Origin of the sequence: Streptomyces sp. NPDC051136 (genome assembly GCF_044455745.1) — a bacterium.
Lineage (GTDB): Bacteria > Actinomycetota > Actinomycetes > Streptomycetales > Streptomycetaceae > Streptomyces.
Window position 1 is genome coordinate 702,977 of record NZ_JBITFE010000003.1, and the last position, 14,824, is coordinate 717,800.

Here is a 14,824-nt window from a genome sequence, read left to right on the forward strand (position 1 = left end):
CGAAATGTGATGTGCTGGGACCGATCGCGCACATGGCAAGAGCATTCGTCATACGCACGACCACGGGGACGAGGGAGGGGACTGTCCCATGGGACCCGAGCAGATCCGCCGCTGGGAGTCGGGAGCACTCGCGCACGCCGTGACGGACCCCTTCGGACAGGGGCCCGTCCCCTGGCTGCGCGGCGGCGAGACGTACTTCGGCGACACCGGTCAGGTGGTCGCCTGGTACGCGGACCAGGACGGTCCCGGCGCCCGCCCGGGCGCCCGCTCGGGCGCGGGGGCCGGCGGGGGGCCCCGCGCCGCCGACGACGTCCGCCGCCAGATCAAGGGTTTCACCGCGACGGGAGCCGCCGCCCCCGGCGAGGCCATCGACTTCCACATCACCGTCGACCCGCCGCAGGAGTTCAGCGTCGACGTCTACCGGATCGGCCACTACGGCGGTGACGGCGCCTCCAAGATCACCACCAGCCCCCGGCTGTCCGGCATGGTCCAGCTCCCGCCGCTCACGGCCGACCGCACGGTCTCCTGCCACCACTGGTGGCTGTCCTGGCGGCTGCAGATCCCGACGTACTGGACCATCGGCGCGTACGTGGCCGTGCTCACCACCGCCGACGGCTACCGCTCCCACGTCCCCTTCACGGTCCGCGACAGCCACCCGGCCGACCTGCTCCTCCTGCTGCCGGACGTCACCTGGCAGGCGTACAACCTGTATCCGGAGGACGGCCGCACCGGCGCCAGCCTCTACCACGCCTGGGACGAGGAGGGCCGGCTGCTCGGCGAGGCGGACGCCGCGACGACCGTCTCCTTCGACCGCCCGTACGCCGGGGCCGGCCTCCCCCTGCACGTCGGCCACGCCTACGACTTCATCCGCTTCGCCGAGCGCTACGGCTACGACGTCGCCTACGCCGACGCCCGCGACCTGCACGCCGGCCGGGTCGACCCGGCCCGCTACCGGGGCCTGGTCTTCCCCGGCCACGACGAGTACTGGTCCGGCGCCATGCGCCGCACCGCGGAGCTGGCCCGCGACCGGGGCACGTCCCTGGTCTTCCTCTCCGCCAACACCATGTACTGGCAGGTGGAGCTGGCCCCCTCCCCGTCCGGTGCCCCCGACCGCCTGCTCACCTGCCGCAAGCGCAAGGGGCCCGGCCGCCCCGCGCTGTGGCGGGAGGTCGACCGCCCCGAGCAGCAGCTGCTCGGCATCCAGTACGCCGGCCGCGTCCCCGAACCGCACCCGTTGATCGTCCGCAACGCCGGGCACTGGCTCTGGGACGCCACCGGAGCGCACGAGGGCGACGAGATCGAGGACCTGGTGGCGGGCGAGGCGGACCGCTACTTCCCGCGCACCGCCCTGCCCGAGCACGACGAGCGGGTCCTGCTCGCCCACTCCCCGTACACCGACGCGGACGGCGTCCGGCGCCACCAGGAGACCTCGCTGTACCGGGCCCCTTCGGGCGCCTGGGTCTTCGCGTCCGGCACCTTCGCCTGGTCCCCGGCCCTGGACCGCCCCGGCCACGTGGACCCGCGTGTCCAGCGCGCCACCGCCAACCTCCTGGACCGCATCTGCAAACGCGGCTGACCGCGCCCCCCGCCGCCCCGCCCGCCGGCCTCCCCCCGACGTACGGGACAATCGACGTATTGGACAGAACCACGGGGAGGAACCATGTCCGGATTCGTTGAAAAGCCCGAGCCGCTCCAGGTTCCGGGCCTGGTGCATCTGCACACCGGAAAGGTGCGCGAGCTGTACCGGAACGAGGCGGGCGACCTCGTGATGGTCGCCAGCGACCGCATCTCCGCCTACGACTGGGTGCTGCCGACCGAGATCCCCGACAAGGGCCGGGTCCTCACCCAGCTCTCCCTGTGGTGGTTCGAGCAGCTCGCCGACCTGGCCCCCCACCACGTCCTGAGCACCGAGCCGCCCCCCGGCGCCCCCGCCGACTGGGAGGGCCGCGCCCTGGTCTGCAAGTCGCTGCGGATGGTCCCCGTGGAGTGCGTGGCCCGCGGCTACCTCACCGGCTCGGGCCTGGCGGAGTACGAGCAGACCCGCACCGTGTGCGGCCTCGCGCTGCCCGAGGGCCTCGTCGACGGCTCCGAGCTGCCCGCCCCGATCTTCACCCCGGCCACCAAGGCCGAGGTCGGCGAGCACGACGAGAACGTCTCCTACGAGGAGGTCGCCCGCCAGGTCGGCGCGGACACCGCGGCCGCCCTGCGCCAGGCCACCCTCGCCGTGTACTCCCGGGCCCGGGACATCGCCCGCGAGCGCGGCATCGTCCTCGCGGACACGAAGTTCGAGTTCGGCTTCGACGGGGACGGCCTGGTCCTCGCCGACGAGGTCCTCACCCCGGACTCGTCCCGGTTCTGGCCGGCCGACCGGTGGCAGCCGGGCCGCGCGCAGCCGTCGTACGACAAGCAGTTCGTGCGGGACTGGCTGACCTCGGCCGACTCCGGCTGGGACCGGAAGAGCGAGCAGCCCCCGCCGCCGCTGCCGCAGCAGGTGGTGGACGCCACCCGCGCCAAGTACGTGGAGGCCTACGAGCTGCTGACCGGCCAGAGCTGGTCGTAGCGGCCCCGCGCCCGCCGCGTTCGCGCGGCGGGCGCGGTCGCCGGACGCGCGGTCGCGACACGAAGAAGCCCCCGGCTGGAGCCGGGGGCTTCTCCCATGGAGCGAACGACGAGGTTCGAACTCGCGACCTCAACCTTGGCAAGGTTGCGCTCTACCAACTGAGCTACGTTCGCACTGCGCCGTGAGCGGGAGTCGTGGACCGAAGTCGCGGACTTCGCCGTGGCGCGACAGCCACTATACCCAACCCCGCTCCCGTGCGAGACGCACCGCCGCATGCCGGTTCTCGGCGCCGAGCTTCGTCGCGGCCGACGACAGGTAGTTCCGTACGGTCCCCTCGGCGAGCGCGGCGCGTTCGGCGATCTCCGCGACGGGCGCCCCGTCGGCGGCGTGCTCCAGCACCTCGGCCTCCCGGGCGGTCAGCGGCGAGTCCCCGGCGGAGATCGCGTCGGCGGCCAACTCGGGGTCGACGTAACGGTTTCCGGCGTGCACCGTGCGGATCAGCTCGGCCAGCCGCTGGGCGCTGACGGTCTTCGGGACGAACCCGCGCACCCCCGCCGCGAGCGCCCGCTTCAGGTGCCCGGGGCGCCCGTGGCTGGTCACGATCAGCACCTTGCAGGCGGGCAGCTCCGTCCGCAGCGATGTGGCGACCTTCACACCGTCGGCGCCGGGCATCTGGAGGTCCAGCACCGCGACGTCCGGGGCGTGCGCCCGCGCCATCGCCAGCGCCTCCGGCCCGGTGGCCGCCTCGGCGACGACGACCAGGTCGTCCTCCAGGGACAGCAGCGCCGCCAGCGCCCCGCGGATGAGGTGCTCGTCGTCGGCGAGCAGGACCCGCACCGTCGTCGTCACGACGCGACCCCCAGCGCGGTCCCGGCCGCCCCGGAAGGCAGCGGCACCTCGGCCGTGAGCCGGAACACGCCCCTGCCCGCGGCCCCCGCCTCCAGCGTGCCGTCCACCGCGGCGAGCCGCTCCCGCAGTCCGGCGAGCCCGGAACCGCCCGAGCCCTCCGGGAGACCGTCACCGGTCCCGTCCGCCACCCCGTCGTTCTCCACCGTCAGCACCACACGTCCCTCCGCCGTCCGCACCGTCACGGAGACCTTCTTCGCGTCCCCGTGCCGCAACACGTTCGTGGTCGCCTCCCGCACCACCCAGCCGAGCGCCGACTGCACCTCGCCGGGCAGACCGGCCGTCTCGCCGGTGACCTCCGAGGCGATGCCCGCCGCCGAGAGCACCCCGCGGGCTCCGGCCAGTTCGACCTCGAGGGCCGCCTCCCGGTAGCCGCGTACGACGTCCCGGACCTCGCGCTGCGACTCCTGCGCGATGCGCTGCACCTCGATCATCTGCTCCACCGCCTCCGGCCTGCCGCGCCGGGACAGCTGGACGGCCAGCTCGCTCTTGAGCGCGATCACCGCCAGGTTCCGCCCCATCACGTCGTGCAGGTCCCGGCCGAATCGGAGCCGCTCCTCGGCCACGGCGAGCCTGGCCCGGGTCTCCCTGGCCCCGTCGAGCGCGTACACGGCGTTGAGCAGCCAGACGGAGAACACGCAGGCGAAGGCGACGAAGGCGCTGCCCAGCAGCACCACGCACGCGGTGAAGAACCCGGCCCGCACCGGAGCGCCCAGCAGGACCACCAGCACCCCGGCCCCGGCCGCGAACCCGGTGACGAGCGCGACCGTCCGCCGCCGGCTGCGCGCCCCGAGCGCGAGGACGCCGGCGCCGACGGTCACCACACCGCCGAAGGCCGTGCCCGCGACCGCTCCGACGTCGTCACCGTCCGGCCCGCGCTTGGCGACGAGGAGCGCCGCCACCGAGACCACCACGGTCAGGACGGCGAGCGCCCGCAGCAGCCGTACCGGCTTCGCCCGCAGGCCCAGCTCCCAGTCCAGCGCCCGGGAGGCGACCAGCATGAGCACGACGGCGTGCGCGCTCACCGCCAGGAAGAGCACGGCGGCGAGCCGCGCGTCGAGCCGTCCGAACGCGGACAGTCCCATCACGGCGATCTCCACGATGCCGTAGAGGTGGAACGACCAGCGCGTGTACGCCTCCACCTTCTCCGGTGTGCTCTTGAGCCGCCACCATCTGCCCGGCCTGCGCATCCGCCCGTCCGTCCCGCTCGCCGTGTACGCCTCTGACATCGCGTACGTCAGTGCCGTGGCTCCCAGCGGAACCACCGCCGTACAGCAAACACCGCGAGCACGGTCCAGGCCACCGCCGTCGCCACGGCGCCCAGCGCCTCGTACGCCGACAGGTCGCCGGTCCAGCCGCCGCGCACCAGGGTGATCACGGGCGTCAGCGGCAGCAGCTCGCACACGGAGGCCAGCGTGTCGGGGAGCAGGTCCAGCGGGAAGAACAGGCCGGAGCCGGCCATCGAGACGAACATGATCGGCAGCGGCGTCACCTGCGCGCTCTCACCGGTCCTGGTGAAGCTCGCGGTGGCCGCCGCGAGCGCGGCGCACAGCACCAGGCCCAGCAGCAGGCCGACGACGGCGAGATGGGGCGCCGACGGCGCGGACAGGTCCAGCAGGACCGCGCAGCCCACCGCGAGCAGCAGGGACTGCACGAGCCCGCCGAGGACGGCCGGCAGGGCGGAGCCGCCGAGGATCTCCACGTCCCGCAACTCGCCGGTGCGCAGCCGCTTGAGGACGAGTTCCTCGCGCCGGACGACGAAGACGCCGACGAGTGCCGAGTACACGGCGAACAGCAGGGAGAAGCCGACGGCGGCGGGCAGCACGAGGGTGCCGAGGGTCAGCCCGGCCCCGGCGAGGTCCATCTCCTTGGCGCCCGCCCGCACGCTGAACGGCAGCACGAACGGCACGAACAGCGAGGCGAAGACGGTGCCCTTGTTCCGTCCCAGCAGGATCAGTTCGGCGCGGGCGAGCGCGGCCATGCGGCTCGTCGGCGTGGTGGTCGCGGTCCGGGCGGCGCCGCGCTTCGCGCGGGCGGGTGTGTCCGTGGCGCTCATGCCGCGTGCTCCTTCTCGTTCGTGGTGCCGGCCGCCTGCGCGGACACCTCCTTGGCGATGCTCAGGAAGGCCTCCTCCAGGGACGCCGAGCGCACGTCCAGGCGGCGCAGTTCCACCCCGGCCTGCCCGGCCCACACCAGCAGGCCGGTCGCCGCGCGCTGCAGTTCCCGGGTGCGCAGCCGCACGATCCGGCCGTCGGTCTCGTGGTCGTCCACGCCCAGTCCGGTCAGCGGGGGCAGGTCGCCCACGAAGTAGCCCTCGGGCAGTTCGAAGGAGATCCGGGACGGCTGCGCGGCGGTCACCTCGGCCGGCGTTCCGGTGGCGGCGATCCGGCCCTCGTGCATGATCGCGAGCCGGTCCGCGAGGTGCTCGGCCTCCTCCAGGTAGTGCGTGGTCAGCAGCACCGTCGTACCGCCGTCGCGCAGCGCGCTCACCAACTCCCAGGTGTCCCGGCGGCCTTCGGCGTCCAGTCCGGTGCTGGGCTCGTCGAGGAAGAGCACCTCCGGGTCGCCGAGCAGGGCGAGCGCCAGGTCCAGGCGGCGGCGCTGTCCCCCGGACAGCTGCTTGACGCGGGTGCCGGTCTTGGCCCCGAGCCCGACCAGCGCCAGCACCTCGGCGGGCGGCCGGGCGCCGCTGACGCACCCCGCCCACATCCGTGCCGTCTCGGCGACGGTCAACTCGGAGGGAAAGCCGCCCTCCTGGAGCATGACCCCGGTGCGGGGGCGTACGGCGCCCCGCTCGGTGTACGGGTCGTGCCCGAGGACGCGCACCCGCCCGCCGGCCGGAGCGGCGAGCCCTTCCAGCAGCTCGACCGTCGACGTCTTGCCGGCGCCGTTGGTGCCGAGCAGTGCGAAGACCTCACCGCGGCGCACCGAGAAGTCGATCCCGCGCACGGCCTCGAACCCGCCCCCGTACACACGCCGAAGGCCGGTGACCTCAATCACGTGTTCGTGTCCGTTGGTTTGCATGTCTCGAGCATTCCGGCGCCCGGGACCGGGCGACAGTGCGGCCCGTCATCACCGGGCGTGACAAATGTCAGAGCGGATCCCCGAGGGGGTCGGCCGGACACACGAAAAGACCCCGGTCCTGGAGGACCGGGGTCTGATTCCCGAGCGGACGACGAGGCTCGAACTCGCGACCTCAACCTTGGCAAGGTTGCGCTCTACCAACTGAGCTACGTCCGCATGTGCTACCGACTGCGGACCTGAACAGAACGGTCCCGATCGGTGCGAGCACCAGCCTACCTGATCCAATCGGGTCATCGGTACGGCGATGCAGAGCGGGTGACAGGAATTGCACACTGCGCCTTCCCCCTGGAAGGGGGATGTTCTACTACTGAACTACACCCGCGTGTTCCGTGAGCTGGGCCTTTCGGCCTCGCCCCTCGGCGTGCTCCAGACTTTAGCTGATCACCCGGGGTGCCGCGCAAGTCGGTTGCCGCGAGGGGCGGCTGAGCGGCCGTCGGGCGCCCGTGCCGGACGCCCGTGCCGACGCCCGGGCTCACTGCGCCTCGGCGAACGCCTCGTACACCTTCTTCGGGATCCGGCCCCGCGCGGGCACGTCCATCCTGTTCGCCTGGGCCCAGGCGCGGACCGCCGCCGGGTCGGGGGCGACCTCCGTCTGCCGGTAGGCCTTGCCGGACCGGGAGCGCTTGCGGCCGGCCGAGACGTACGGCTCCAGGGCCTTGCGCAGTTTCCGGGCATTGGCTTCGTTCAGGTCGATCTCGTACATCCGGCCGTCGACTCCGAAGGCGACCGTCTCCGCCGCTCGGGAGCCGTCGATGTCGTCAAAGAGAGTGACCACGACACGCTGCGCCACGAATATCGGTCCCTTCGTGCGGCATCTCCGCGATGACGTGCCCGAACGTGCCAAGACGCCGCGATGATGCCGACTGTTCGCCTGTAATTGGGCAAAGTATCGGCTAATGACATTTCATTTGTACAGTGCCCGGCATTGCAATGGGAAGACCGACTAAATCTCTTGGCGTGTCCGTCCCGCAATAGATGTCGGTGCCGCTACCGGGATCTTTCCCGAAGCTTTTCGCCAGTGCCCCCTCCCGATGCCGAATCGTGACTGGGCTCACGTAGTTTCCTCCAAGGCTACGCGCGTAGAAATTTTGTACGGGTAGTCTGAAGGAACCTGCTCAGCACCACACACCGGGAGTGCCAGTGGCACGCGTCGTAGTCGACGTCATGCTCAAGCCGGAGATCCTCGACCCCCAGGGCCAGGCGGTGCAGCGCGCACTGCCGCGACTGGGTTTCGAAGGGATCTCGGACGTCCGCCAGGGAAAGCGATTCGAACTGGAAGTGGACGGGCCGGTCGACGACGCCGCCCTCGCCCGCATCCATGATCTTGCGGAATCCTTCCTCGCCAACACCGTGATCGAGGACTTCACCGTCAAGGTCGAGTCCGAAGACGCGGTCGCGGGGGCCGCGAAGTGACCGCTCGTATTGGCGTCGTCACTTTCCCCGGCAGCCTCGACGACCGCGACACGCAGCGCGCGATCCGCGTCGCCGGCGCCGAACCCGTCGCTCTCTGGCACAAGGACAAGGACCTCAAGCAGGTCGACGCCGTGGTGCTGTGCGGCGGATTCTCCTACGGCGATTACCTGCGGGCCGGCGCCATCGCGCGCTTCTCGCCGGTGATGGACACCCTCATCGACCAGGCCAGGGCCGGCCTCCCGGTGCTGGGCATCTGCAACGGCTTCCAGATCCTCACGGAGGCCCACCTGCTGCCCGGCGGCATGCTGGGCAACGACCACCTGCACTTCATCTGCCGCGACCAGAAGCTGCGGGTGGAGAACGCGGACACCTCCTGGACCAGCGACTACACCGCGGGCCAGGAGATCCACATCCCGCTGAAGAACATGGACGGCCGCTACGTCGCCGACCGGCGCACCCTGGACGAGCTGGAGGCCGAGGGGCGGGTGGCCTTCCGCTACCTGGACATGAACCCCAACGGCTCGCTCAACGACATCGCCGGCATCACCAACGCCGCCGGGAACGTCGTCGGCCTCATGCCGCACCCCGAGCACGCCGTCGAGCCGCTGATCGGTACGGGCCGTACCGACGGCCTGCCGTTCTTCACCTCGATCCTCAAGAAGCTGGTCAACGCATGAGCCGGACCCCTCTGGACACGGTCGAGCACGCGGCCGCGACCCCCGACGTCGAGCTGCCCTGGGCCGAGCTGGGCCTGAAGAAGGACGAGTACGAGAGGGTCGTGGAGATCCTCGGCCGCCGCCCCACCGGCGCGGAGCTGGCCATGTACTCCGTCATGTGGTCCGAGCACTGCTCGTACAAGAGCAGCAAGGTCCACCTGCGCCAGTTCGGCGAGAAGGCCCCCGAGTCCGACGCCATGCTCGTCGGCATCGGCGAGAACGCCGGTGTGGTCGACGTCGGCCAGGGCTACGCGGTCACCTTCAAGGTCGAGTCGCACAACCACCCCTCCTACGTGGAGCCCTACCAGGGCGCGGCCACGGGCGTCGGCGGCATCGTGCGCGACATCATCGCGATGGGCGCGCGTCCGGTCGCGGTCGTGGACCCGCTCCGCTTCGGTGCCGCGGACCACCCCGACACCAAGCGCGTCCTCCCGGGCGTCGTCGCCGGCATCGGCGGCTACGGCAACTGCCTGGGCCTGCCGAACATCGGCGGCGAGGTCGTCTTCGACGCCTGCTACCAGGGCAACCCGCTGGTCAACGCCGGTGCCATCGGCGTCATGCGGCACGAGGACATCCACCTCGCCAAGGCGTCCGGCGCGGGCAACAAGGTCATCCTGTACGGCGCCCGCACCGGCGGCGACGGCATCGGCGGCGCGTCGATCCTGGCCTCCGAGACCTTCGACGACGCCAAGCCGTCCAAGCGCCCCGCCGTGCAGGTCGGCGACCCGTTCCAGGAGAAGCTCCTCATCGAGTGCACCCTGGAGGCGTTCGCCGAGAAGCTGGTCGTCGGCATCCAGGACCTCGGTGCGGCGGGCCTGTCCTGCGCCACCTCCGAGCTGGCGTCGAACGGCTCCGGCGGCATGCGCGTCACCCTGGACGACGTCCCCCTGCGCGACTCGACCCTCTCGCCCGAGGAAATCCTCATGAGCGAGTCGCAGGAACGCATGTGCGCGGTCGTCGAGCCGGGCAAGGTCGAGCGCTTCCTGGAGATCTGCGAGAAGTGGGACGTCATCGCCACCGTCATCGGTGAGGTGACCGACGGCGACCGGCTGGAGATCTACTGGCACGGCGGCAAGATCGTCGACGTGGACCCGCGCACGGTCGCGCACGAGGGCCCGGTCTACGAGCGCCCCTACGCCCGACCCGAGTGGCAGGACGCCCTCCAGGCCGACGACGCGAACAAGCTGCCCAGGCCGCAGACGTCCGAGGAGCTCAAGGACCAGGTCCTGAAGCTGGTCGGCTCGCCCAACCAGGCCTCCAAGCAGTGGATCACCCAGCAGTACGACCACTTCGTGCAGGGCAACACGGTCCTCGCCCAGCCCGAGGACTCGGGCATGATCCGCGTGGACGAGGAGTCCGGCCTCGGCGTCGCCATCGCGACCGACGGCAACGGCCGCTACGCCAAGCTCGACCCGTACACGGGCGCGCAGCTGGCCCTGGCGGAGGCCTACCGCAACGTGGCGACGACCGGCGCGAAGCCGCTGGCCGTCTCCGACTGCCTGAACTTCGGCTCGCCGGAGGACCCGGCGGTCATGTGGCAGTTCTCCGAAGCCGTGCGCGGCCTGGCCGACGGCTGCCTCCAGCTCGGTACCCCGGTCACCGGCGGCAACGTCTCGCTCTACAACCAGACCGGTGAGGCCGCCATCCACCCGACCCCGGTGGTCGCGGTCCTCGGCGTCATCGACGACGTGGCCCGCCGCACGCCGGTCGCCTTCCAGGAGGACGGCCAGCTGCTGTACCTGCTGGGCGACACGCGGGAGGAGTTCGGTGGCTCGGCCTGGTCCCAGGTGGTCCACGACCACCTCGGCGGTCTGCCGCCCAAGGTCGACCTGGAGCGCGAGCGCCTGCTCGGCGAGATCCTGATCTCCGCGTCCCGCGACGGCATGATCGACTCCGCGCACGACCTGTCCGACGGCGGCCTGGTCCAGGCGGTCGTCGAGTCGGCGCTGCTCGGCGGCCGGGGCGCGCGTCTGGTCGTACCGGACGGGCTCGACGCCTTCACCTTCCTGTTCTCGGAGTCGGCGGGCCGCGCGGTCGTCGCCGTCCCGCGCTCGGAAGAGGTCCGTTTCAACGACATGTGCGGCGCCCGCGGCCTGCCCGTGACGCGCATCGGCGTGGTCGACGGGGACGCGGTCGAGGTCCAGGGCGAGTTCACGTTGTCCCTGACCGAGCTGCGCGAGACCCACGAGGCGACGATCCCGGGGCTGCTGGCGTAGCCGCCGGTCCGGGCAGTCCGAGGCCCCGTCCCGGTTGGTTCCGGGCGGGGCCTCGTCGTCTCAGCGCACGTAGTTCTTGAGGATCTCCGTGTCGAGTGTGATGCCGACGGGGTCGGGGAGGACCAGCGTCTCACCGAACTTCGTGACGCGGGCGTCCCGGTAGCCGCCGACCTGGCGGTCCGGGGAGCTGTGCACCGTGACGGTGCAGGAATCCCGGTCGATCAAGAGGTACACGGGAATACCCGCTTCGCCGTAGGCGGCCGGTTTCTCATGACGGTCCCGTCGGTCAGTGTCCGAGTCGTACGAGGTCACCTCGACGACCATGAGCGCGCCATCCGGATCCGCCCACTCCCCGTTTCCGGCGAAGTGGGCTTCGGGTGCGAGGATGGCGTCCGGTTTCGCCCTGCTCCGCCGGTACGCGTCGACGCGCAGGCCCTGGCCCTGCGCCAGGTCCAGGTCGGGCCGGCTCTGCATACAGCGCCGGGTCAGCCAAGACAAGATGGTGGTGTGGTCTCCGTCGGTCACTGCTTTGGTCCCGATCCGTCCGTCAATGAACTCCAACGTGACGGTCTCGGGAGCGGCGGAAGCGATCGTTTCGAACTCGTCCACCGACATCTGAGACGTGTGCTCGGCCATAACCGTCATGTTGCACCTCCTTCCAGGCGTGGACCAGCGTTTCCGAGACGGCGCCTTTCCGGGCCGCCTTCCGCGGCCAGACACACGTACGAGTGACCCTTGCACCGGATTACGTATCTACGTAATCTCGTACGTGTGGAACCACTGGAACAGCGCGTGGCCGACCTCGAGCGGCGCCTGGCCGTCCTGGAAGCCGCCGACCGGCCTGCCCCCGCTCCCGAGGAGGGCGACCTCTGGGCTCTGGAAGGCCTGAAGAAACAACTCGCCGCGTCGGAGGCCGCAGCCGGGGGAGTCCTCTTCACCGGTTCCGTGCGCCTGCCGGCCGGGGAGCGGTACGCCTGGCAGCACGGTGCGCTGACCGAGGGGCTGCTGGACGCCGACTGGGCCGAGTCCGCCGAGGTGTTCGCGGCCCTCGGGCATCCCGTGCGGCTGCGGCTGCTCCGCGAGGTCCTCGGCGGCCGGCGCACCGCGGCAGAGCTGGCCGAGCTGGACGGGATGGGCACGACCGGCCAGATCTACCACCACCTGCGCCAGCTCACCGGCGCCGGCTGGCTGCACACCACCGGCCGGGGCCGCCACGAGGTGCCGGCGGGGCGGGTCGTACCGCTGCTGGTGGCGCTGTCGATCGCGCGGAACTGACCGGGACCGCCGAGACGGCCGGGGCCGCCGAGGCGGCCGGGGCTGTCGGGACGCCGGATCGTCACGAGCAAGGGGGAACGAACGATGTCCGTACGCAAGCTCGCCATGACCGCCTTCCGGGTGCTGCAACTCGCCTTCCTGGCCCTGGTGGCCGTCGGCGTCCTCTTCGACCCGGGGTATCCCTGGTGGTGCGTCTTCCTGCCGCTGGTCCTCGCCTACGTCCTGGTCGCCGTGGTGAACCGGTGGGACGGCGGCGCCCCGGACGCCGCCGGCAAGGCCCGCGAGCCGGTCGAGGTCGCCCCGCCCGTCACCGGCCGCTGGTCCGCGCTGAACAGCCCGGCCGACCGCACCCCGAGCCACGGCGTCCACGCCTACGGCCAGACCTTCGCCATCGACCTCGTCGCCGAACCGGAGCCCGGCGCCCGCCCCGGCTTCCGCGCCCTGTGGCCCCTCGCCCGGCGCGGCCGCGACTTCCCGGCGTTCGGCGCCCCGGTCCTCGCGGTGGCCGACGCCCGGGTCGTACGGGCCGACGACGGCCAGCGCGACCACCTGAGCCGCACCTCCCTGCCCGCGCTGCTGTACCTGATGCTCGTCGAGGGCTCGGTGCGGGAGATGGCGGGCGTCCGCCGCATCGTCGGCAATCACCTGGTGCTGGACCTCGGCGGCGGCACGTACGCCCTGTACGCCCACGTCCAGCGCGGGTCGTTCACCGTCCGCGAGGGCGACCGGGTCCGCGCCGGACAGGTTCTCGCCCGCTGCGGCAACACCGGCAACTCCACCGAGCCGCACGTGCACTTCCAGCTGATGGACGGCCCCGACCCCGACACCGCCCGGGGCGTCCCCTTCACCTGGACCGGCCTCGGCGTCCCGCGCAACGGGGAGATCTTCGAGGCGCCCTCGCCGACCGCCTCGCCCGCATAGGCTCACCCCATGCCCCCGGCCAGGAAACGCCCCCGCGCCCACGACCTCGTCCGCACCCGCGCCGCCGTCCTCGCGCAGTTCGGCAACGTACGGTCGGCCGTCCGCACCCTCGGTCCCGAGCAGCTCGCGCTGCCCACCCGGCTCGGCGACTGGACCGTGCGGGACCTGGTCGCGCACGTCGGGATGGCGCTGACCGCCGTGGACCGGCTGCTCGACGAGCCCCAGCCGATGCGGCAGGACGGGCAGCTGACGGCCTGGCCGTCCGCCATCGCCGCCGACGCGGACGCCATCGCGCGGACCGCCCATCGGCTGGCCGTCGAACACCCCGACCTCGACGCCCACCTGGCCGAGGTCGAGCGGCGCTTCACCGAGCGGCTCGACACCCACCCCGGCGGCAGGCTGCTCCCCACCAACGCGGGCGCCCTGCCGCTGGCCGACTACGTCGTCACCCGCACCGTCGAGCTGATCGTGCACAGCGACGACCTGAACGCCGCCGTCCCCGGTCTGGACATCCCCTACGACCGGCAGGCCCTGGCCGCCGCGACCCGGCTGCTGGCCGACGCGCTCGCCGTGCGGGCACCCGGCGGCTCGACGGAGGTGCGGATCCCGCCGTACGCGGTCGTGCAGTGCGTCGAGGGCCCCCGGCACACCCGGGGCACCCCGCCCAACGTCGTCGAGACCGATCCGCTGACCTGGATCCGGCTCGCCTCCGGGCGGCTGGCCTGGAAGGACGCCCTGGACGGGGCGCAGGTCAGCGCGAGCGGGGAGCGGGCCGACCTGGGCGCCCTGCTGCCGCTGCTCGGCTGAGGGGGCAGTCGGACGAGGACCGGACGGAACCGGATCTTCCCCGTCTCCGTCGAATCGGCATGTACAGGCAGACGAAGCAGCGCACCAGGACCCTGACAGTGGCGGTCGTCGCCGTGCTCCTGCCGCTCGCCGCGGCCTGCGGCAGCGAGCACGCCGACGACGCCGGCAGCGACGCCGTGGGCGCGGGCGGACCGCGCATCACCGGCGTCCGGTGGAGCATCGACAGCGTCACCGTCGACGGCACCACCCACCGGGCACCGGCCGCGGCACACGTGCGGATCGATGAGCGCGGGGAGGCGGCGGGCAGCACCGGCTGCAACAGCTTCAGCGCCCGTGCCGACGTCGACGGCTCCGGCGGACGCGTCCGGCTCAGCGACGCCATGTTCACCGAGAAGGCCTGCGCCAAGACGCCCGCCGGCTTCGAGAAGTCCCTCGGCCGCGCCCTCACCACCGGCTCGCTCACCACGAGGAACGAGGGCGAGCGGCTCGTCCTCACCACCGCCGGCGGCGACATCGTCCGGCTGAGCAGGGCCGAGGACGCGTCCCTGTACGGGACCAGGTGGACCGTGGACGCCCCGGGCCGGAAGGGCGACAAGGGCAGCGCCCACCTCACCTTCGACCGGGACGCGAAGACCGTCTCGGGACGCCTGCCCTGCAACCGCGTCGAGGCCGGGGCCACCGTCAGCGACGGGCGTATCACCCTCGGCGCCCCGTCCACCACCCGAATGATGTGCGAAGGCTCACTCATGGACGCCGAGAAGCGGCTGCTGGGTCTCTTCGACGGCGCGGTCACGTACCGGATCGATCAGGAGACCCTCACGCTGACCAGCGAAGACGGCGCCACGGTCCGGGCCGTCGCCGACCGCTGATCCACACGTGAGCCCCTGTCCCCAATTCGGACCAGTGGTCGACCTCGCCTACACTCG

The 14,824-nt window shown here is 72.0% G+C and carries 15 protein-coding genes and 3 tRNA genes; 9 read left to right on the forward strand and 9 right to left on the reverse strand.

Annotated elements, in window-relative coordinates:
• The first annotated feature begins 88 nt into the window (after positions 1-88).
• Together ACIBCJ_RS12440 and ACIBCJ_RS12445 are read left to right on the forward strand one after the other, a co-directional pair.
• The gene (locus ACIBCJ_RS12440) at positions 89-1,576 is read left to right on the forward strand and encodes a N,N-dimethylformamidase beta subunit family domain-containing protein (RefSeq protein WP_365979598.1); all 1,488 of its coding nucleotides are present in this window, start codon (positions 89-91) and stop codon (positions 1,574-1,576) included.
• An 84-nt stretch (positions 1,577-1,660) separates the two neighbouring features.
• Positions 1,661-2,560 (forward strand): phosphoribosylaminoimidazolesuccinocarboxamide synthase, encoded by a 900-nt coding sequence (locus tag ACIBCJ_RS12445; protein WP_362106985.1) that lies wholly within the window; start codon positions 1,661-1,663, stop codon positions 2,558-2,560.
• 97 nt (positions 2,561-2,657) lie between these two features.
• Here the strand turns inward: ACIBCJ_RS12445 and ACIBCJ_RS12450 are convergent.
• From ACIBCJ_RS12450 to ACIBCJ_RS12485, 8 genes are all read right to left on the reverse strand, one after another.
• Positions 2,658-2,733, reverse strand: a tRNA-Gly gene (locus ACIBCJ_RS12450).
• A 61-nt stretch (positions 2,734-2,794) separates the two neighbouring features.
• Positions 2,795-3,409 carry a response regulator transcription factor gene (locus tag ACIBCJ_RS12455; RefSeq protein WP_362106982.1) on the reverse strand — a complete coding sequence of 205 codons (615 nt, stop codon included), beginning with the start codon at positions 3,407-3,409 and terminating at the stop codon, positions 2,795-2,797.
• Entirely contained in the window at positions 3,406-4,656 is a 1,251-nt protein-coding gene (locus ACIBCJ_RS12460; protein WP_365979648.1) for a histidine kinase, read from the reverse strand. The genes ACIBCJ_RS12455 and ACIBCJ_RS12460 overlap by 4 nt, the downstream gene beginning before the upstream one ends.
• A gap of 47 nt (positions 4,657-4,703) precedes the next feature.
• Complete coding sequence (locus ACIBCJ_RS12465) at positions 4,704-5,522, reverse strand: ABC transporter permease (RefSeq protein WP_365979599.1); 819 nt, start codon at positions 5,520-5,522, stop codon at positions 4,704-4,706.
• Positions 5,519-6,490, reverse strand: coding sequence for an ABC transporter ATP-binding protein (locus ACIBCJ_RS12470; RefSeq protein WP_362106976.1), 972 nt, complete (start codon positions 6,488-6,490; stop codon positions 5,519-5,521). The genes ACIBCJ_RS12465 and ACIBCJ_RS12470 overlap by 4 nt, the downstream gene beginning before the upstream one ends.
• Positions 6,491-6,633: 143 nt before the next feature.
• Positions 6,634-6,706, reverse strand: a tRNA-Gly gene (locus tag ACIBCJ_RS12475).
• Between the two features lie 94 nt (positions 6,707-6,800).
• Positions 6,801-6,872: transfer RNA gene (locus tag ACIBCJ_RS12480), tRNA-Gly, on the reverse strand.
• Positions 6,873-7,022: 150 nt separating this feature from the next.
• Positions 7,023-7,340, reverse strand: a complete 318-nt coding sequence (locus ACIBCJ_RS12485; RefSeq protein WP_365979601.1) for an Lsr2 family protein — start codon at positions 7,338-7,340, stop codon at positions 7,023-7,025.
• 350 nt (positions 7,341-7,690) lie between these two features.
• Here ACIBCJ_RS12485 and purS point away from each other — a divergent pair, with 350 nt between their 5' ends.
• The 3 genes from purS to purL are packed head-to-tail and all read left to right on the forward strand — an operon-like array spanning position 7,691 to position 10,895.
• Positions 7,691-7,963 carry a phosphoribosylformylglycinamidine synthase subunit PurS gene (gene purS, locus ACIBCJ_RS12490; protein ID WP_133889879.1) on the forward strand — a complete coding sequence of 91 codons (273 nt, stop codon included), beginning with the start codon at positions 7,691-7,693 and terminating at the stop codon, positions 7,961-7,963.
• Positions 7,960-8,640 carry a phosphoribosylformylglycinamidine synthase subunit PurQ gene (gene purQ / locus ACIBCJ_RS12495; RefSeq protein WP_133889878.1) on the forward strand — a complete coding sequence of 227 codons (681 nt, stop codon included), beginning with the start codon at positions 7,960-7,962 and terminating at the stop codon, positions 8,638-8,640. Before purS ends, purQ begins: the two co-directional genes overlap by 4 nt.
• Positions 8,637-10,895: a phosphoribosylformylglycinamidine synthase subunit PurL gene (purL, locus tag ACIBCJ_RS12500; RefSeq protein ID WP_362106968.1), complete on the forward strand. Its 2,259-nt coding sequence runs from the start codon at positions 8,637-8,639 to the stop codon at positions 10,893-10,895. Before purQ ends, purL begins: the two co-directional genes overlap by 4 nt.
• Before the next feature lie 60 nt (positions 10,896-10,955).
• On the opposite strand, the gene ACIBCJ_RS12505 is transcribed toward purL, so the two are convergent.
• Positions 10,956-11,540: a Uma2 family endonuclease gene (locus ACIBCJ_RS12505; protein ID WP_362106965.1), complete on the reverse strand. Its 585-nt coding sequence runs from the start codon at positions 11,538-11,540 to the stop codon at positions 10,956-10,958.
• Positions 11,541-11,687: 147 nt separating this feature from the next.
• Between ACIBCJ_RS12505 and ACIBCJ_RS12510 the strand changes: the two genes are divergently transcribed.
• The 4 genes from ACIBCJ_RS12510 to ACIBCJ_RS12525 all read left to right on the forward strand — a co-directional run bounded on the left by ACIBCJ_RS12510 (position 11,688) and on the right by ACIBCJ_RS12525 (position 14,767).
• Entirely contained in the window at positions 11,688-12,170 is a 483-nt protein-coding gene (locus ACIBCJ_RS12510; RefSeq protein ID WP_365979649.1) for a helix-turn-helix domain-containing protein, read from the forward strand.
• 84 nt (positions 12,171-12,254) lie between these two features.
• Positions 12,255-13,091 carry a M23 family metallopeptidase gene (locus tag ACIBCJ_RS12515; RefSeq protein WP_365979602.1) on the forward strand — a complete coding sequence of 279 codons (837 nt, stop codon included), beginning with the start codon at positions 12,255-12,257 and terminating at the stop codon, positions 13,089-13,091.
• A gap of 9 nt (positions 13,092-13,100) precedes the next feature.
• Positions 13,101-13,898 (forward strand): sterol carrier family protein, encoded by a 798-nt coding sequence (locus tag ACIBCJ_RS12520; protein ID WP_365979603.1) that lies wholly within the window; start codon positions 13,101-13,103, stop codon positions 13,896-13,898.
• A 59-nt stretch (positions 13,899-13,957) separates the two neighbouring features.
• A complete protein-coding gene (locus tag ACIBCJ_RS12525; RefSeq protein WP_365979604.1) occupies positions 13,958-14,767 on the forward strand; it encodes an META domain-containing protein in 810 nt (269 codons plus the stop codon).
• The last annotated feature ends 57 nt before the right edge of the window (positions 14,768-14,824 follow it).

Bases quoted from the DNA above. Each gene is read 5' to 3' on its own strand.
- ACIBCJ_RS12465 (WP_365979599.1), bottom strand. From the start codon at position 5,522: ATGAGCGCCACGGACACACCCGCCCGCGCGAAGCGCGGCGCCGCCCGG.
- ACIBCJ_RS12525 (WP_365979604.1), top strand. From the start codon at position 13,958: ATGTACAGGCAGACGAAGCAGCGCACCAGGACCCTGACAGTGGCGGTC.
- ACIBCJ_RS12445 (WP_362106985.1), top strand. From the start codon at position 1,661: ATGTCCGGATTCGTTGAAAAGCCCGAGCCGCTCCAGGTTCCGGGCCTG.
- purL (WP_362106968.1), top strand. From the start codon at position 8,637: ATGAGCCGGACCCCTCTGGACACGGTCGAGCACGCGGCCGCGACCCCC.
- ACIBCJ_RS12440 (WP_365979598.1), top strand. From the start codon at position 89: ATGGGACCCGAGCAGATCCGCCGCTGGGAGTCGGGAGCACTCGCGCAC.
- ACIBCJ_RS12515 (WP_365979602.1), top strand. From the start codon at position 12,255: ATGTCCGTACGCAAGCTCGCCATGACCGCCTTCCGGGTGCTGCAACTC.
- ACIBCJ_RS12505 (WP_362106965.1), bottom strand. From the start codon at position 11,540: ATGACGGTTATGGCCGAGCACACGTCTCAGATGTCGGTGGACGAGTTC.
- ACIBCJ_RS12460 (WP_365979648.1), bottom strand. From the start codon at position 4,656: ATGCGCAGGCCGGGCAGATGGTGGCGGCTCAAGAGCACACCGGAGAAG.
- ACIBCJ_RS12520 (WP_365979603.1), top strand. From the start codon at position 13,101: ATGCCCCCGGCCAGGAAACGCCCCCGCGCCCACGACCTCGTCCGCACC.
- ACIBCJ_RS12470 (WP_362106976.1), bottom strand. From the start codon at position 6,490: ATGCAAACCAACGGACACGAACACGTGATTGAGGTCACCGGCCTTCGG.